The following is a 13,910-nucleotide window of genomic DNA, read 5'->3' on the forward strand; positions in this document are numbered from 1 at the left end:
CCTGTCTGCCGATCTTAGGTCGATCCCCATCCCCGACCCGTTCCCTTGGCCATTTCCGCGCCAGCCCGTTTCCTCCGCCGCAACCCTTAAGGCGCCCTTCCCAGGGCGTCTTAAGGGCGTTTTGGCGTTTTGTTGTTCGCCCTTCCCCTTAGCCGATCACCTCTGCACAGCGTTCACACAGGGTGGAATGCTTCTCCACCGTGCCCACTTCAGGGGTAACAATCCAGCAGCGCTCGCATTTTTCCCCTTCGGCCTGGCTCACCAGCACATGAAGCCCCTTAAAGGCTGCCGCTTCCTGCGGATAAGCCTCATCGGCTTTATGAAGCACAACGGCGGAAACAATAAAGAGCTGGTCCAGATCGGCAAATTGCTCCAGCAGCGCTTCCGTTTCCCGCTCCGGATACAAATCCAGCTTCGCGCCCAAGGAGTTCCCGATCAGCTTCTTGTTGCGGGCTTCCTCCAGAGCCTTGTTCACCTCATCGCGGATATCGATGAAGGCTCCCCAACGCTGCTCCAGTTCAGCATCCGCTACAGCTGCGTCCGCTGCCGGCATTTCGGCCAGCTGGACGGATTCCTCCGTCACGCCGGGGATGAGCCGCCAGATTTCGTCGGCAGTGTGGGGCAGAATGGGAGCCACCAGCTTCGTAATGGCGCACAGCGCATCGTACAGCACCGTTTGCGCCGCCTTGCGGGCCGGGGCATCCGGCTTGCTGGCATAGAGCCGGTCCTTCACAATATCCAGGTAGAAGGCGCTCATTTCCACGGCGCAGAAATGATGCACCGCCTGATAAACCTGCTGGAACTCGTAGTGGTTGTAAGCCTCAGTCACCTTGGCAATCAGCTTGTTCAGCCGGATCATGGCGTAGCGGTCCAGGCTGTTCATGTCCTTCACCGCCACCCGGTCCGCGGCGGGGTTGAAGCCGGTCAGGTTGCCGTGCAGGAACCGCAGGGTATTGCGGATTTTCCGGTATACCTCGGCGGTTTGGGTCAGAATATTGTCGGACAGCCGCTGGTCGGACTGGTAGTCCGCAGACGCCACCCACAGGCGGAGAATATCGGCTCCCAGCTTGTCGCAAACCTTCAGCGGGTCCACCGTGTTGCCCAGGGACTTGGACATTTTGCGGCCTTCCCCGTCCAGGGTAAAGCCGTGGCTCAATACGCCCTTGTAAGGCGCGCAGCCGTTTACGGCCGTACTGGTAATCAACGAGGAGTTGAACCAGCCGCGGTATTGGTCGGAGCCTTCCAGATACAGGTCCGCCGGGAATTGGAGCGCTTCGCGCTGCCCCAGCACCCCTGCATGGGAGGAGCCGGAATCGAACCAGACGTCCATAATATCCTTTTCCTTGCGAAACCGGTCATGGCCGCACTTGGGACATACGGAGCCGGCAGGCAGAAGCTCCGCCTCGTCGCGGATAAACCAGGCGTTGGAGCCTTCCTTGGCAAAAATACCGGCTACATGCTCAATCGTTGCTTCGTCCACATGGGAATGTCCGCAGGCTTTGCAGTAGAAGATGGGAATCGGCACCCCCCAGACACGCTGCCGGGAAATGCACCAGTCGCCCCGGTCGGCAATCATATTGTGCAGGCGGACCTCGCCCCAGGCAGGGGTCCATTCCACATTTTTGATCTCTCGCAGCATGTCGTCCCGGAAGCCGTCGATGGAAGCAAACCATTGTTCGGTAGCCCGGTACATCACCGGCTTCTTGGTGCGCCAGTCATGGGGATACTGGTGGACAATGGAGCTCTGCTTCAGCAGATGGCCGGATTCCGTCAGCATCTCCAGAATCATGCCGTTGGCTTTTTCATAATAGATGCCCTCAAAGCCCGGCGCTTCGGAGGTGAACTTGCCTTGATCGTCCACCGGCGAAAGCACGCCCAGATTGTAGCGCTGTCCCACCGCAAAGTCGTCCTCGCCGTGGCCGGGAGCCGTATGGACGCAGCCGGTGCCCGCTTCCAGCGTAACATGCTCGCCCAGGATCACCAGGGAGTCCCGGTCGTAGAAGGGATGGCGGCAGACCACATGCTCCAGCTCGGTTCCGGTAAAAGTCGCTTCTACAGCGTAATCCACCCAGCCGATTTCCTTGGCCGCCGCTTCCAGGAGCCCCTTGGCCAGCACATATTGCTTGCCCGCGGCATTCACCAGCGCATACTCGTATTCAGGATGCAGGGAGATGCCCAGGTTGGCCGGCAAGGTCCAGGGAGTAGTGGTCCAAATAATCAAGGAGGCGGTTTCCGGAAGCTTGCCCTTGCCATCCTTCACCTGGAAGGCCACATAGATGGACGGGGAGGTTTTCTCCTTGTATTCAATTTCCGCCTCGGCCAATGCGCTTTCGGAGGAGGGGGACCAATAAACAGGCTTCAGCCCCTTGTAAATATAGCCTTTTTTGACCATTTGGCCGAACAGGCGGATTTGCGCCGCTTCATATTCCGGCTGCAGGGTCAGATACGGATGCTCCCAATCGCCGCGCACCGCCAGACGCTGGAATTGCTTCTTTTGGCGCTCCACCCATTCCAGGGCGTATTCCTTGCAGAATTCGCGGAATTCGGAGATGCCCATTTTCTTGCGGTCCACCTTGCCGCTGTTGGTAATGGCCTGTTCAATGGGCAGACCGTGGGTATCCCAGCCCGGCACATATGGCGCATCAAAGCCGCTCATGGATTTGTAGCGCACCACAAAATCCTTCAGGGTTTTGTTCAGGGCGTGGCCGATGTGGATATCGCCGTTGGCGTAAGGAGGGCCGTCGTGCAGAATAAACTTGGGGCGCCCCGCATTCTTCTTCTGCACCTTTTCATAGATGCCGATTTCATCCCACCAGGCCTGTATCTTCGGCTCCGCCTGGGGCAGATTGCCCCGCATGGGGAAGCTGGTTTCCGGCAGATTCAATGTTTTGCCGTAATCTGTTTTCGGTTGGTCCATCATAAACTGACTCTCCTTTAATAAACAAAATAAAGACCTTCCATCCCCATAACAAAAGGGACGAGAGGTCTTATTCCCGCGGTACCACCCTCATAAAACCGTCTTCTCCACTTCGAGAAACGGCTTCACTCGTAGGATTGTTAACGGAATCACCCGATGCTCTATACTGGCCCTGACGGGGCGTTCCAGAGCATACTCCTGGAGGATATTCGGCGCTGTCCGGTTCCCGGGCTTCCACCAACTCCCGGGTCGCTGCGTAACGGAGCTTAAACGCGTACTTGTTCCAGTCATCGCAATCAACATATTCTAAAATCGATCAAGTTACCTCAGTATACCCTCTTCAAATTACGGAGTCAATGGACCGCCGCTCCCGCTCCTCGCTGCCCCGTCCCTCCAGCGTATCCCAGCTGTCCGCCTTGAGAAGCTCCAGCTGCGCTTCCAGCAGCGTCCGGAACCGGGTCCGGTAGATGGAAGCCTGCTTCTTCAGCTCTTCGATCTCCAGGGCAATCTTGCCCGACTTGACCAGGGCTTCATTGATAATCCGGTCCGCATTCTTCTCCGACTCGCGGATAATGAGCTGGGCTTCCTTCTTGGCATTGCCCTTCACCTCATCGGCCGCTTCCTGGGCCACGATGATGGTTTTGCTCAACGTCTCTTCAATATTGGTGAAATGGTTGAGACGGTCCTGAAGGGTTTGAATCTGGCTTTCCAGATCTTTATTCTCGCGGATTAAAGCCTCATAATCCTTGATGACCTGGTCCAGGAACTCGTTTACCTCATCCTCGTCATAACCGCGAAACGCATGACGGAACTCCTTGTTATGTATATCCAGCGGTGTTAATGCCATCCTTGCACCTCCAACGAAAATAGCCGATATTTCCAACCTATTCGACACCCTTGCGGGAATTCCTGCCGGACAGGAGCGCAAATCTTAGATATACCTGCCGATTTTTACGCGGACCCGGCCTTTTTTGGTTATGCCCTCTATCTCCAGCACCTTAAAGCGGCCAAATCCCTGCAGGGAAACCACATCGCCGTCCTTCAATTGGGCGCTGGGGTCCTCCTCCACTTTCCAATTGAGGCGGCAGCGGCCGGCTTTGATGGGAATGAGCACCTTGGCTCTGGACAGATGCCACACATCCCCGGCAATCCCGTCAAGACGCAGGGAAGCCACAGACAAGGACATTTCCTCCAGCTTGGTTTCCGCTGTCCGCAGATCGGAGACAGGCAGAATAGACGTGCTCACCCCTAACCGGTGCACCTGGAACAGATTCATGCTGAAATAATCGGCAATCTCCCGGGCCACAAGAATATGGCAGGCATCCCCCAGTACATGGATGTCCCCCACCTTGTCCCGCTTGACGCCCAGCCCCAGAATGGAGCCCATAAAATCGCCGTGCTCCAGCTCGGCAAACCGGCTATCCGGAGAGGTGATTTCCAGCACTGCAATGCCCATCTCCTCCTCTGCCGGGTCCCGGTAGGAAGGGGCAATGACCGCCCGTCTGCGCTCCGCTCCAGCGTAACCGCCGTCCAGATGCAGATTCACATCCGCCCTGTTGGCCAAGGATTCGACAATGAAGCACTGCCGCGGATCAAGGAAATCCGTCCGTTTGACCGTGTGGTTCTCGGCCCGTTGGACCCAGTCCCAGGCCTTGTCCACAAATCCCTTCTCGTCCTCGTGAAAATGCCCGTACCATTCCCGCTCCATAAGAAAGCCCCCCAGCCTACAGGCCAAAAGGGCTCAGAATCAGTCCGAGAACGGCTTTAATGCCCTCCGCTACAAATTCCAGCGCAATCAGCGCCACGATGGGCGAAATATCCAGCATGCCGCCAATGGGCGGGATAATCTTGCGGAAGGGTTTCAGGTAAGGCTCCACCAGCTTGCCCAGCCATTCGCCCACGAAGCTTTCGCGGACATTGGGTAGCCAGGACATGAAGACGTACGCAATAATCATGAAGTAATAAATCGTCTTGAGGGAATCAATAGCATTGTCAATCAACATCTTCACCCCGGTCTGCTAGTATAAAATTACAGGTTGTCCGCCTCCGCCGAATCGGAAATCACTCCGAGAATATCCACATTATCCGGCGTACACAGAAAAATATTCGGTCCGACCTTGGTAATCGTCCCATTCAAAGCATAAACGGTTCCGCTGAGGAAGTCCACTATCCGGATCGCCTGATCCTGCCGGGCCTTGTGAAGATTCACCACCACAGAGCGGCGGGAGCGCAGATGATCGGCAATATCCTGGGTATCCTCGTAATTGCGCGGCTCGCTCATAATCATTCTCATATTCTTCTGGGAATGAATGCTCACCACATTGCCCTTATTTCTACGGGCCTCGAACGGATTGGTTTCAGGCTCCTCATGATGCTCCGCCACCTGCTCCCGCTCAATGATCTCCTCTTCCTCCTGCAGGCCGATAAAGTTCATAATGCGGTTCATAACGCCCATTTTAGCATTCCTCCTTATGACGTGGATAATAACAAATCCTGACGGATTTCCGGGAGCCCGGGCGCGGCGGCCTTCAATTAGCTGCGGTCGCCAACCAGAACCGTTCCCAAACGGATATAAGTAGCCCCTTCTTCAACCGCGACTTCAAAATCTCCAGACATTCCCATGGAAAGCTCATTGATTGCATATGGTAAAATCTGTTTTTCATTCAGTTGATCGCGCAGCTCCCGGAGCCTGCGGAATACCGGTCTGGCGCTGTCAGCGCCCCCCTCCAGCGGCGCCATGGTCATGAGGCCCACGATGCGTATGTATGGCAATTCCGCCAGCTGTCGGGCAAACTCCTCCAAACCTTCCGGGGCCAGGCCATGTTTGCTCTCCTCGCCGGAAACATTCAGTTGGATGAAGCAGTTAACCGGCGCGAGCCCAAGGGCTTCGGCCTTCCGGTTCAGCTCCTCCGCCAGCGACAGCCTGTCCAAGGAATGGATATAAGGAAACTTGCCGATGACATCCTTAACCTTATTAGTTTGCAGGCTGCCGATAAAATGCCAAACCGCCCGCTCCCCAATCGCCTCCCATTTGGGCTTTACGTCCTGCCAGCGGTTCTCGCCAATGTCCGTAAGCCCCGCAGCCAGCACCGCCTCCGCCACCTCCAGGGAGGTGTACTTGGTTACGGCAATGATGGTGACCTCTTCCGGCTGCCTGCCGGAACGGCGGCATGCCGCATCTATCCGGCTGCGTATGGCAGCCAATCTGCCTTCCATATCCATTCCAATGTCTCCTTCAGCCACTCTGTGCAACAAAACCGATCCATGCAGCCATCCGCCCCGTCCGCCCGTTTTCCTTCCGGTGGGAGAAAAACCGGGAACCGGCACAACTGGTGCACAACTTAGTCATTTCGATATGTTGCGGCAAAATTCCTGCTTCTATCATAATTTTCCGGTTTATTTCTTGCAAGTTCAGCATGAATTTCCCCGCATTGGCCGGGTTCGGACGAAAAAAGGGCTCTCCCTGGAGCCCGGTTTGGGCGGTTACGCTGCCGATCACGCGGTCATCCACTTCATAGCAGCAGGCTCCGATGGAGGGTCCGATGGCAGCGTGAAGAGCGGCGGGGCGGGTGCCGAAGGCTTGCCCCATGGCTTCTGCCGTCCGGCGGGCGATCTGCTGTACCGTCCCTTTCCACCCGGCATGGGCCAGTCCGATTGCCTCATGGACGGGATCAATGAAATACAGAGGCACGCAATCGGCGAACAGGGCGGCCATCATAATTCCCCGGCCCGCGGTAATAAAAGCGTCCGCCTCCGGGAATGCATCGGCCTGGGCGAGAGTCCCCCGCCCCCTGTGGGCAGGCTCCACCAGCTGCACACGGGCGCCATGGACCTGCTCACCGTAGGTCCACGCCTCAAGGGGCGTTCCCAGTGCCCCCGCCAGCAGCCTTCGGTTGTCCACCACCGCAGCCGGTTCATCGCCCACGTGCAGGCCCAGATTGAGTGTGGCATAAGGAGCGCGGCCGACGCCGCCGTTTCTTCCCGTAAATCCGGCCGAGACGCCGGGGAACCGGTTCAGCCAGTTATCGATCCGGTACAGCTCCACGCCATTTTCTGCAATATGTTGAATGAAAGGTTCCATAATTCCTCCTGAAAGCATGCTCGCTGCCAAAATAAAGCTTCCTCATTATACCACGAACGGGGTTGCTTGAAGCATTCGGGCCCTATCATCACCGCTTGGGCTCTCACCCGGATTTTCCCCCGTGAATTCCAGCAGGTACCGTCCAGGGAGGGGCCTGCGATCCAACCCGATCCAAGTTGATGAACTTGATTTTTCATATATAAATGACCACTGATGCCCCAATTTGAGTGTTTATATATGAAAAATCATCTATAAATTACCCCTGGCGCCCCTTTTGCTGTGATTGTATATGAATTTTCATACACGAGTTGCCTCCAGGCCCGATTTCATGAAATTATATGCGAAATTTCATACCCGGCACCCCTGCACAAACAAGCCGCAGGACAGGCGGCAGCATATGCCGGACGCCTACCTGTCCCTGTGGTTAGACCGCCCGTAGTCCCGGTCTCTTTCCCGTTCCCTGTCTCTGTCTCTGTCCCTGTCTCTGTCACGGTCGTCCTCGTCCCGGTAAAGCCGGGTATCGTCCAGCTTCACCAGAATCACATCCATGCCGATCTTGACGATGTTCCGCCAGGGGATGACCACCTCCGCGCCGCCTCCCCAAAAACCAAACAGCTTGCCTGAAGCCGGCACAACAATGGACTCAATGCGCCCCTGCCGCAGATCCAGCTCCAGATCATTCACCGTGCCCAGCTTTTTCCCATCCACAATATTAATGACATCCTTGGACTGAAAATCGGAAATCTTCATGGCCATATCACCACCACTGATCCTTTTCAAGGTTGGATTCGCACAAGGCCGCGAGGGGCAGGCTATTACCCATTATATGAGCCGTCTGGGCAAAATGTCCGGTAACCGGATAACTTTCTTTGCATACCCGCCCATAACGCCGCGGAGCGCAACCCTTCAGCAAAAAAGCATCCTCCGGCCGCAAGGCCGGAGAATGCCTGTTACATATCCGTTATATATATTGCGTCCTGTTCTCACAGGCTTCATATTGAAGCCGGAAGCCGCCGCCTGCGGTCAGGCGCAGCTCCGCTTCATCAAACCGGGGCGACAGGCTGCGGCAATAGGCCATAAAAACCTCCAGACTGCCGTACTCCTCCTCCGAGCCGCATTGGCACAGATAGGCCGAGCGCCGGGAAGCCGCCCGCTGCTCGCAGTTCATAAGCAAGTCGTGATGGGCAACCAGCGGAGCGCTGCACCAGACCCCCACGTAGCCCCCGCCCTTTTGCCCAAACAGCCAGCCGTCCTGCTTCTCCGTCCGCTCCAGCTTCTCCTGCGGGAAGTACAGATGGGTAAACCCGATGGGATGGCGCTCGCCGATCACATAGATCGCCCCGAGCAGGCTGCCCTCCTGCCGGACAGCGGGCATAATCCCGTTGCCGTACCAATAGCCGGGCCGCATGCCGCCGTCATCCGCCGCCTCGCCGGGATGATTGGCAAACACCAGCGTTTCCGCGTCCAGGGCCGCCGACCACATATGCTGCTGGTATCCATAGACCCCCGGCTCGAAGCGGGTAGTCCCATGGAAGCTTTCATTCAGCGATTTCACATAGGCGTTGGATTCCATGTCCGCTCCCGGCTCCAGCAACACATTTTCCCAAAAGCGCGGCGTTGGGTCCATCCGCGGGGACTGGACGGAGGTCAGGGCATAATCCTTCTTTTTCAGCAGCTTCACCCAGGCATTCCCGGCCTGGTATTCCAGATCCGCATCCCGGGCCATCAGAGGGGCCAGCTCTCCGGCTGGGCGGTAGCGGCTGTTCATCAGGAATGCCATCCACTCGCTGTTCCCGTACGGCGTCTGCGGATTAGCCAGATGGACCAGGGACTGCACCGCCTGGGTAAAGGGCAGAATGACCGAACGGTATACCCGCCCCTGCGGAGCAACCATGGTACCCCGGAAGGTATGGAGGGCAATCTGCCGAAGCATCCGGTCAAGCAATCCGGAAGCCCGCCCGGCCTCCGGCGCTTCCATAAAATCCGCCGCATTCAGCAAAGCGCCGAAGGTCACACACATATAGTCGCCGCTTAAAAATTCCTCAAACCCGTACTCCTCCACATCGTCCAGCCATTGCCGCACCCGGTCCAGAGCCACCGCGCTGACCTCCGCACCGGTCCGGCCCGACCGGAGGAAAAGCCTGTCCGGAAACCGCTTGCCCGCCATATACGCGCAGACATAAAACATCAGGGCATGGTTCTCGCTCCAGAAGCACATGCCGTCCGCGCCATCCTCCGTCATCCAGTAGCGGTAGGCGAGAATCACCCGCTCCGCTTCCGGCTGCAATTCTTCGGGGAGAAGGGAAAACTCCAGCATCCGCAGCAGCCCGGCCAGGAAAAAATCCGAGCAGTCCTCCCGCCGTTCAATCCGGCCAAGAGCCGCCCGGAGATGCTCCATGTCGCAAAGGCCGGGAAGCCCCATGATCCGCCGGGCCAAAGCATAGAACAAGCCGAACCGCAGCGGCCGGTATTCCCCCTCCGCCCCGATGGCGGCCAGCTCCCGGAACATGCGCCGGATATGCCCTTCCCTGCCGCTCCACCCCGTCTGCGACCCGCCGTTCTGCCCCCTCTGCGCCTCCCCGCCGCTCTGCCTTGTCTGTGCCCCGCCACAGCCTCCCGGCGGCTCCACTCCGGCAGGCCGCTTGTTGTGCAGCAGTTCAATCCTCCTGGACCGTCTGCCCCCCTCCGTCTCCCCGTAAATCACGGCCATCGCCCGGTCGGAGCGCAGCTCCACCGCTTCCGCCCCGGTGATATCCTCCGCTTCCTCCATAACCGAATCCTCTTCATAGGCCAGCCATACGGCGCAGGGAGGCTCCGGGGGAAGCAGCAGCCTTCCCTGCTCCAGCCCCAGACCCCACAGCCACCGGTCCAGCTCCAGCATCGGCCGGGCCCGCTCCCCATCGGGCAGCCGGAAGCGGACTTGGCCCATCTCCCCCTGAAGCTCCACGCCCATGATGTTCCTCGTATCCCGGATAGCCAGATTCTGCATCCGCAGGATCAGCAGATTTTCTCCCGGCTTAAGCTCAAGGCGCAGCTCCAGCCTGCGGATGGGCTTGTAGACCGGCTCATCCACAGCCGCCGCCAGCCTGCCGTTCAGCCAGACCTCCACGGCGGCATAGGTCCAGAGGACCGCCGGCACCGCCAGCTCCGTCCCCGCCTCCAAGACGGCCGAGGCCAGCAGCTCCACTCTGTGGGGCGTCGGGGAAAACAGCGGGAAGCTGATAAAGCCTCCCGCCGTCCGGCACAGCTCCCACGGCGTCCCCAGCTCGCTCACTCCGCCCAAACGAATGCTGCCCGAAGGGGCCGGTCGGCCGCCGCGCCGGGCAACAATGGAGCGGAGGCGCTTTTCGTAGCGGAGCTGGTTTTTGTCCGGGGGCCCTTCTTGCCATTCTGTCAATACGGGACCCGATATCAGATAATAGGGAATAAACCGGCCGGCCGCACAGGACATGTCTTCATGCTTTATGGCTGCCATGCTCTCCTCCGCCTCTCTTCTGTCTCTTTGCGCTTCAAGCGTTACTTTTCCTTGTCCGCACAGGCCTGCTTGAACTCCGACGGGGTTAGGCCCGTGTGCTTTTTGAACAGCTCGCTGAAATATTGCCGCCCCTCATACCCCAAAGCAAGGGCAATATCCTGCACCGCCCCGCCTCCGCCAGCATGTCCTTGGCCCGCTCCATCCGCTCCGCCGTGACAAACTGGCCCACCGGGGTTCCCGTGACTTTCTTGAACAAATTGGCAAAGTAGCTGCCGCTGAGATACACCAGCCGGGCATAATCATTCACCGTCTTGTTTTCGTCGAGATGGCTGCGAATATAAACGATTACCTGCTCCACCAGATGATTGGCGGCATCCGTATGCTTTTGCTCCAGCAGACGGCATCCCGTCCGACACAGCTCCTTCAGGGCTTCCCGCAGCTCCCGGAGAGATTGGAAGGGGGCATCCTTCAGGCGGTGGGCCTGCTTCTCCAGGGGCTTCATCTCCTCGGGAGACAGCTTCTCGGCAAACACGCGGTTGATCAGAAAGGCCAGCTCGTAATAGCGGCCCTTCATCATCTCCGGCGTCGGCGTCACCCCGTTCACATCGGCGGCAAACAGCTCCTCCAGTTGCTCCTCCGCCTTGGACAGGTTCCCGGAGCGCAGCAGGTAGAACAGCTCCTTCTCCTTTTCCGCGGAATACTGGGGCGCGGCATCATCCATGGGCTGCACATTCCGGTAGCTGAACACACTGTTGCCCCCGGCGTAGAAGTTATAGGAGAGAGCCGTTCTGGCCTGGCTGTAGGAGTAGAAAATATCATGAATCTGCTCCACCGCCTCCCCGATTCCCAGCGACACGGTAAATTTGGAGTATTGGGCGATATTCTCCCGGCACAGCTCCGCCAGCGCTTCGGCCGTGCAAGCGGCGGCCGGGTTGAAGACGGCGACAAAACGGTTGGTGTGGTCCCGGAAAATAAAGCCCCTGGTAACGCTGCGGATGGTCTCCTCCAAAATATTGTGCAGGGTGAAGCGGATCAGCTCCACCTCCTGGACGGGCGCGGACAGGGTCCGCTCGGCAAAGCCGTCGATTTCCGCAAGCATCACGGTAAAGCCCTGCCGCTCCAGATCAATGCTGAGGAAGTCCCACCGTTTGGCGGCCTGCTCCGCCGGAGCGGGATACTGCAGCAGCAGTTGGAAATACTCCTGGCGCAGATAAGGCATACTTTCCCGCAGCTTCCGCTCCATGTCCCGGTACTGCTTCTGCTGCCGGGTCTCCTCCTCGATAGCCGCCTTGGCCTTCAGGACAATATCCACAATCTGCCCCGGATGAAAGGGCTTGATCACATAATCAAAGGCGCCCAGCCTAACCGCCTGCTGCGCATACTCAAAATCCGTATAGCCGCTGATAAAAATAATTTTCATCCCCGGGCATTCCGGCTCCAGCTCCTTCATCATGGCCAGTCCGTCCAGCCGCGGCATGCGGATATCCGTCAGCACAATATGGGGCTTGGTCCGGAGAATCAGCTCGCGCCCGGCCAACCCGTTGCCGGCCGTCCCTGCAACCGTTATGCCGTGTTCGGCCCAGGGGATGCCCAGGGAAATGCCCTCCACCACATCGGGAATGTCATCGATAATGCACAGTCTGATTTCCTCTGTCATGCCGACGCCTCGCCTTCAATGGGAATCGTAATCACGGCCTTGGTGGACTGGAACGGATCGCTTGAGAAGGCCAAATCCGCCTGTTCTCCGTGGAGCAGCTTGAGCCGTCCGTATACATTTTTCAGAGCGTAGCTTTTTTGGGCAGGCTCCTTCTGGAGCATTCCCGCCGTTACCGCCCTGACATCCAGGCCCGCCCCGTTGTCCTCCAGCTCCAGCAGAAGAAAGCGGCCGGAGCGCCTGGCGGAAATCCGGATGAAGCCCTGGCCCTCCAGCTCCCGGAAGCCGTGGAGGATAGCATTCTCCGCCAAAGGCTGGAGAATAATCTTCGCCACCTGAAGCTCCAGAAGCGATTCGTCCTCCACCGCAATTTCGTAGCGGAACAATCCCCTGTAGCATTGCTGCTGCAAGTTCAAATAATGGCGGACATGCTCCAGCTCCTTCTCCAGCGTGGTGAGCTCGCTGCCTCCGTTTAGCCCCAGCTTGAACAGGAGGGAGAGGGAATTGATCATTTCCGTCACCTCCTGGTTCCGGGAGGAAACGGATTTCCAGATCATGGCGTTCAGTGTGTTGTAAAGAAAATGGGGATCGATCTGGGCCTGGAGCGCCTTGATCTCCATCCGCCGCTTTTCCCCCTCCGCCAGCTTCACCTCATCGATCAGGGTTTCCAGCTGCTCCAGCATCCGGTTGAATTTATGCCCCACCTGGGTCACTTCATCATCGAACTTGCTGGCGAACCGGACATTCAGACGGTTGTTCTCCACCTGGCGCATCATGCCTTGCAGCCTGTGCAGCGGCTTCAGGAGAAATCCCGACATGCCGTTGGCGGCCAGCAGAGCCGCCAGGGTGCAGACGCCCATAATCAAAAGCGAGGTGGTTTTGATTTTGTTTACGTTCTTGAGCAGCAATTGCTGATCCTGGATGCTGACCATCACCCAGTCCGCCGCCAGATCAAGCCTGGCGTAATTGGCCAGGTTGGTTTTGCCGTCCGCCTCCAGCTTCAGAAAGCCGCGTTCATTCTCCCGGAGGCTTTGCAGGAGCTGCGGGTTATCGGGCAGTCCCCCCGCTTCGCCCAGCCTCATAACCGGCAGGCCGGTGGTCCGGGACACCAGATAATAGCCCCTCGCTCCCCCGGGCAAACCGTCCGTCACCAAAGAGCGGAGCACCTCCTCCTTCATGTTGACCAGCACATACACCCCGCTGACGCTTACATCTGTGATCGGCTTCATGACCAGCGTTATGACCTGCCTCCGATCCATAAACAGAGGGTCGGTGTGGCTTTCCACCCACATCACCTGATTCATGTCGGGAATTCTTGACCCGAACAGGGTATTTTCCAAACGGACGCTGGGGGTGCGCAGGTCGCTGGTGGCGAACAGCTCGCCGATGGGAGTGGAAATCAGCACCGAAGCCACGGACATATCGGTGAGCTTCATCTGGGCCAGAGGAATTTGCAGCTCCGTCAGCCGCTGGTAATAGGAGCCGGGCGAAGCGGCGTATATGTCGTTCATGGTGGTTTTGAACGGATCGCTGAGCATCATGGAGGAGGTGGCGACAATGGCGTTTTTTAGCCGCTCATTCAACAGCTGGGCCGACTTATTCAAGGTGTTTTGGGCGGAAACGGCAGCCTCCTGCTCCGTGGAGCGGTAGGCAATCCAGTAGGAAACCAGCCCCGTCAGGGCGCTGGCGGAAACGGCAAGCAGCAGAAACGACAGCAGCAGCCTGCGGCGCAGGCTCAGCCGGTAATACCATTTTTTCATGGCGGGAGCCTCCTTTCCGCAGG

11 protein-coding genes, 2 pseudogenes and 1 other annotated feature are annotated in these 13,910 nt (G+C 58.1%); all 13 genes and pseudogenes read right to left on the minus strand.

Annotated features, from left to right (window positions below; genetic code table 11):
- Nucleotides 1-148: 148 nt before the first annotated feature.
- Nucleotides 149-2,917, minus strand: coding sequence for an isoleucine--tRNA ligase (gene ileS / locus DQG13_RS05825; RefSeq protein WP_113018837.1), 2,769 nt, complete (start codon nucleotides 2,915-2,917; stop codon nucleotides 149-151).
- A 53-nt stretch (nucleotides 2,918-2,970) separates the two neighbouring features.
- Nucleotides 2,971-3,217: a binding site (T-box leader), on the minus strand.
- Nucleotides 3,218-3,257: 40 nt separating this feature from the next.
- On the minus strand, nucleotides 3,258-3,764 hold the full coding sequence (locus DQG13_RS05830; RefSeq protein ID WP_113018789.1) for a DivIVA domain-containing protein: 507 nt from the start codon (nucleotides 3,762-3,764) through the stop codon (nucleotides 3,258-3,260).
- An 84-nt stretch (nucleotides 3,765-3,848) separates the two neighbouring features.
- The gene (locus DQG13_RS05835) at nucleotides 3,849-4,625 is read right to left on the minus strand and encodes a YlmH family RNA-binding protein (protein ID WP_113018790.1); all 777 of its coding nucleotides are present in this window, start codon (nucleotides 4,623-4,625) and stop codon (nucleotides 3,849-3,851) included.
- A gap of 16 nt (nucleotides 4,626-4,641) precedes the next feature.
- On the minus strand, nucleotides 4,642-4,920 hold the full coding sequence (locus DQG13_RS05840) for a YggT family protein (protein ID WP_181592605.1): 279 nt from the start codon (nucleotides 4,918-4,920) through the stop codon (nucleotides 4,642-4,644).
- Nucleotides 4,921-4,946: 26 nt separating this feature from the next.
- Nucleotides 4,947-5,372, minus strand: coding sequence for a cell division protein SepF (locus tag DQG13_RS05845; protein WP_113018792.1), 426 nt, complete (start codon nucleotides 5,370-5,372; stop codon nucleotides 4,947-4,949).
- A gap of 77 nt (nucleotides 5,373-5,449) precedes the next feature.
- Entirely contained in the window at nucleotides 5,450-6,139 is a 690-nt protein-coding gene (locus DQG13_RS05850; RefSeq protein ID WP_113018793.1) for a YggS family pyridoxal phosphate-dependent enzyme, read from the minus strand.
- Between the two features lie 13 nt (nucleotides 6,140-6,152).
- Nucleotides 6,153-6,998, minus strand: a complete 846-nt coding sequence (pgeF, locus tag DQG13_RS05855; RefSeq protein WP_113018794.1) for a peptidoglycan editing factor PgeF — start codon at nucleotides 6,996-6,998, stop codon at nucleotides 6,153-6,155.
- A gap of 408 nt (nucleotides 6,999-7,406) precedes the next feature.
- A complete protein-coding gene (locus tag DQG13_RS05860) occupies nucleotides 7,407-7,748 on the minus strand; it encodes a YlmC/YmxH family sporulation protein (RefSeq protein ID WP_113018795.1) in 342 nt (113 codons plus the stop codon).
- Nucleotides 7,749-7,959: 211 nt separating this feature from the next.
- Nucleotides 7,960-10,473: a hypothetical protein gene (locus DQG13_RS05865; RefSeq protein WP_113018796.1), complete on the minus strand. Its 2,514-nt coding sequence runs from the start codon at nucleotides 10,471-10,473 to the stop codon at nucleotides 7,960-7,962.
- Nucleotides 10,474-10,514: 41 nt separating this feature from the next.
- Nucleotides 10,515-10,616 (minus strand): AraC family transcriptional regulator, encoded by a 102-nt coding sequence (locus tag DQG13_RS31810; RefSeq protein ID WP_397333936.1) that lies wholly within the window; start codon nucleotides 10,614-10,616, stop codon nucleotides 10,515-10,517.
- Nucleotides 10,599-10,703: pseudogene (locus tag DQG13_RS31815) on the minus strand (hypothetical protein); the annotation flags it as partial. The pseudogene DQG13_RS31815 and the gene DQG13_RS31810, both read right to left, overlap by 18 nt.
- 557 nt (nucleotides 10,704-11,260) lie before the next feature.
- Nucleotides 11,261-12,130, minus strand: a pseudogene (locus DQG13_RS31820) (response regulator); the annotation flags it as partial.
- Nucleotides 12,127-13,887 carry a sensor histidine kinase gene (locus tag DQG13_RS05880; RefSeq protein WP_113018799.1) on the minus strand — a complete coding sequence of 587 codons (1,761 nt, stop codon included), beginning with the start codon at nucleotides 13,885-13,887 and terminating at the stop codon, nucleotides 12,127-12,129. The gene DQG13_RS05880 and the pseudogene DQG13_RS31820, both read right to left, overlap by 4 nt.
- Between the last annotated feature and the right edge of the window lie 23 nt (nucleotides 13,888-13,910).

This window comes from Paenibacillus sp. YN15 (genome assembly GCF_003285005.1).
Classification (GTDB): Bacteria; Bacillota; Bacilli; order Paenibacillales; family NBRC-103111; genus Paenibacillus_AR.

Bases quoted from the DNA above. Each gene is read 5' to 3' on its own strand.
- ileS (WP_113018837.1), bottom strand. From the start codon at position 2,917: ATGGACCAACCGAAAACAGATTACGGCAAAACATTGAATCTGCCGGAA.
- DQG13_RS05830 (WP_113018789.1), bottom strand. From the start codon at position 3,764: ATGGCATTAACACCGCTGGATATACATAACAAGGAGTTCCGTCATGCG.
- DQG13_RS05835 (WP_113018790.1), bottom strand. From the start codon at position 4,625: ATGGAGCGGGAATGGTACGGGCATTTTCACGAGGACGAGAAGGGATTT.
- DQG13_RS05840 (WP_181592605.1), bottom strand. From the start codon at position 4,920: ATGTTGATTGACAATGCTATTGATTCCCTCAAGACGATTTATTACTTC.
- DQG13_RS05845 (WP_113018792.1), bottom strand. From the start codon at position 5,372: ATGGGCGTTATGAACCGCATTATGAACTTTATCGGCCTGCAGGAGGAA.
- DQG13_RS05850 (WP_113018793.1), bottom strand. From the start codon at position 6,139: ATGGATATGGAAGGCAGATTGGCTGCCATACGCAGCCGGATAGATGCG.
- pgeF (WP_113018794.1), bottom strand. From the start codon at position 6,998: ATGGAACCTTTCATTCAACATATTGCAGAAAATGGCGTGGAGCTGTAC.
- DQG13_RS05860 (WP_113018795.1), bottom strand. From the start codon at position 7,748: ATGAAGATTTCCGATTTTCAGTCCAAGGATGTCATTAATATTGTGGAT.
- DQG13_RS05865 (WP_113018796.1), bottom strand. From the start codon at position 10,473: ATGGCAGCCATAAAGCATGAAGACATGTCCTGTGCGGCCGGCCGGTTT.
- DQG13_RS05880 (WP_113018799.1), bottom strand. From the start codon at position 13,887: ATGAAAAAATGGTATTACCGGCTGAGCCTGCGCCGCAGGCTGCTGCTG.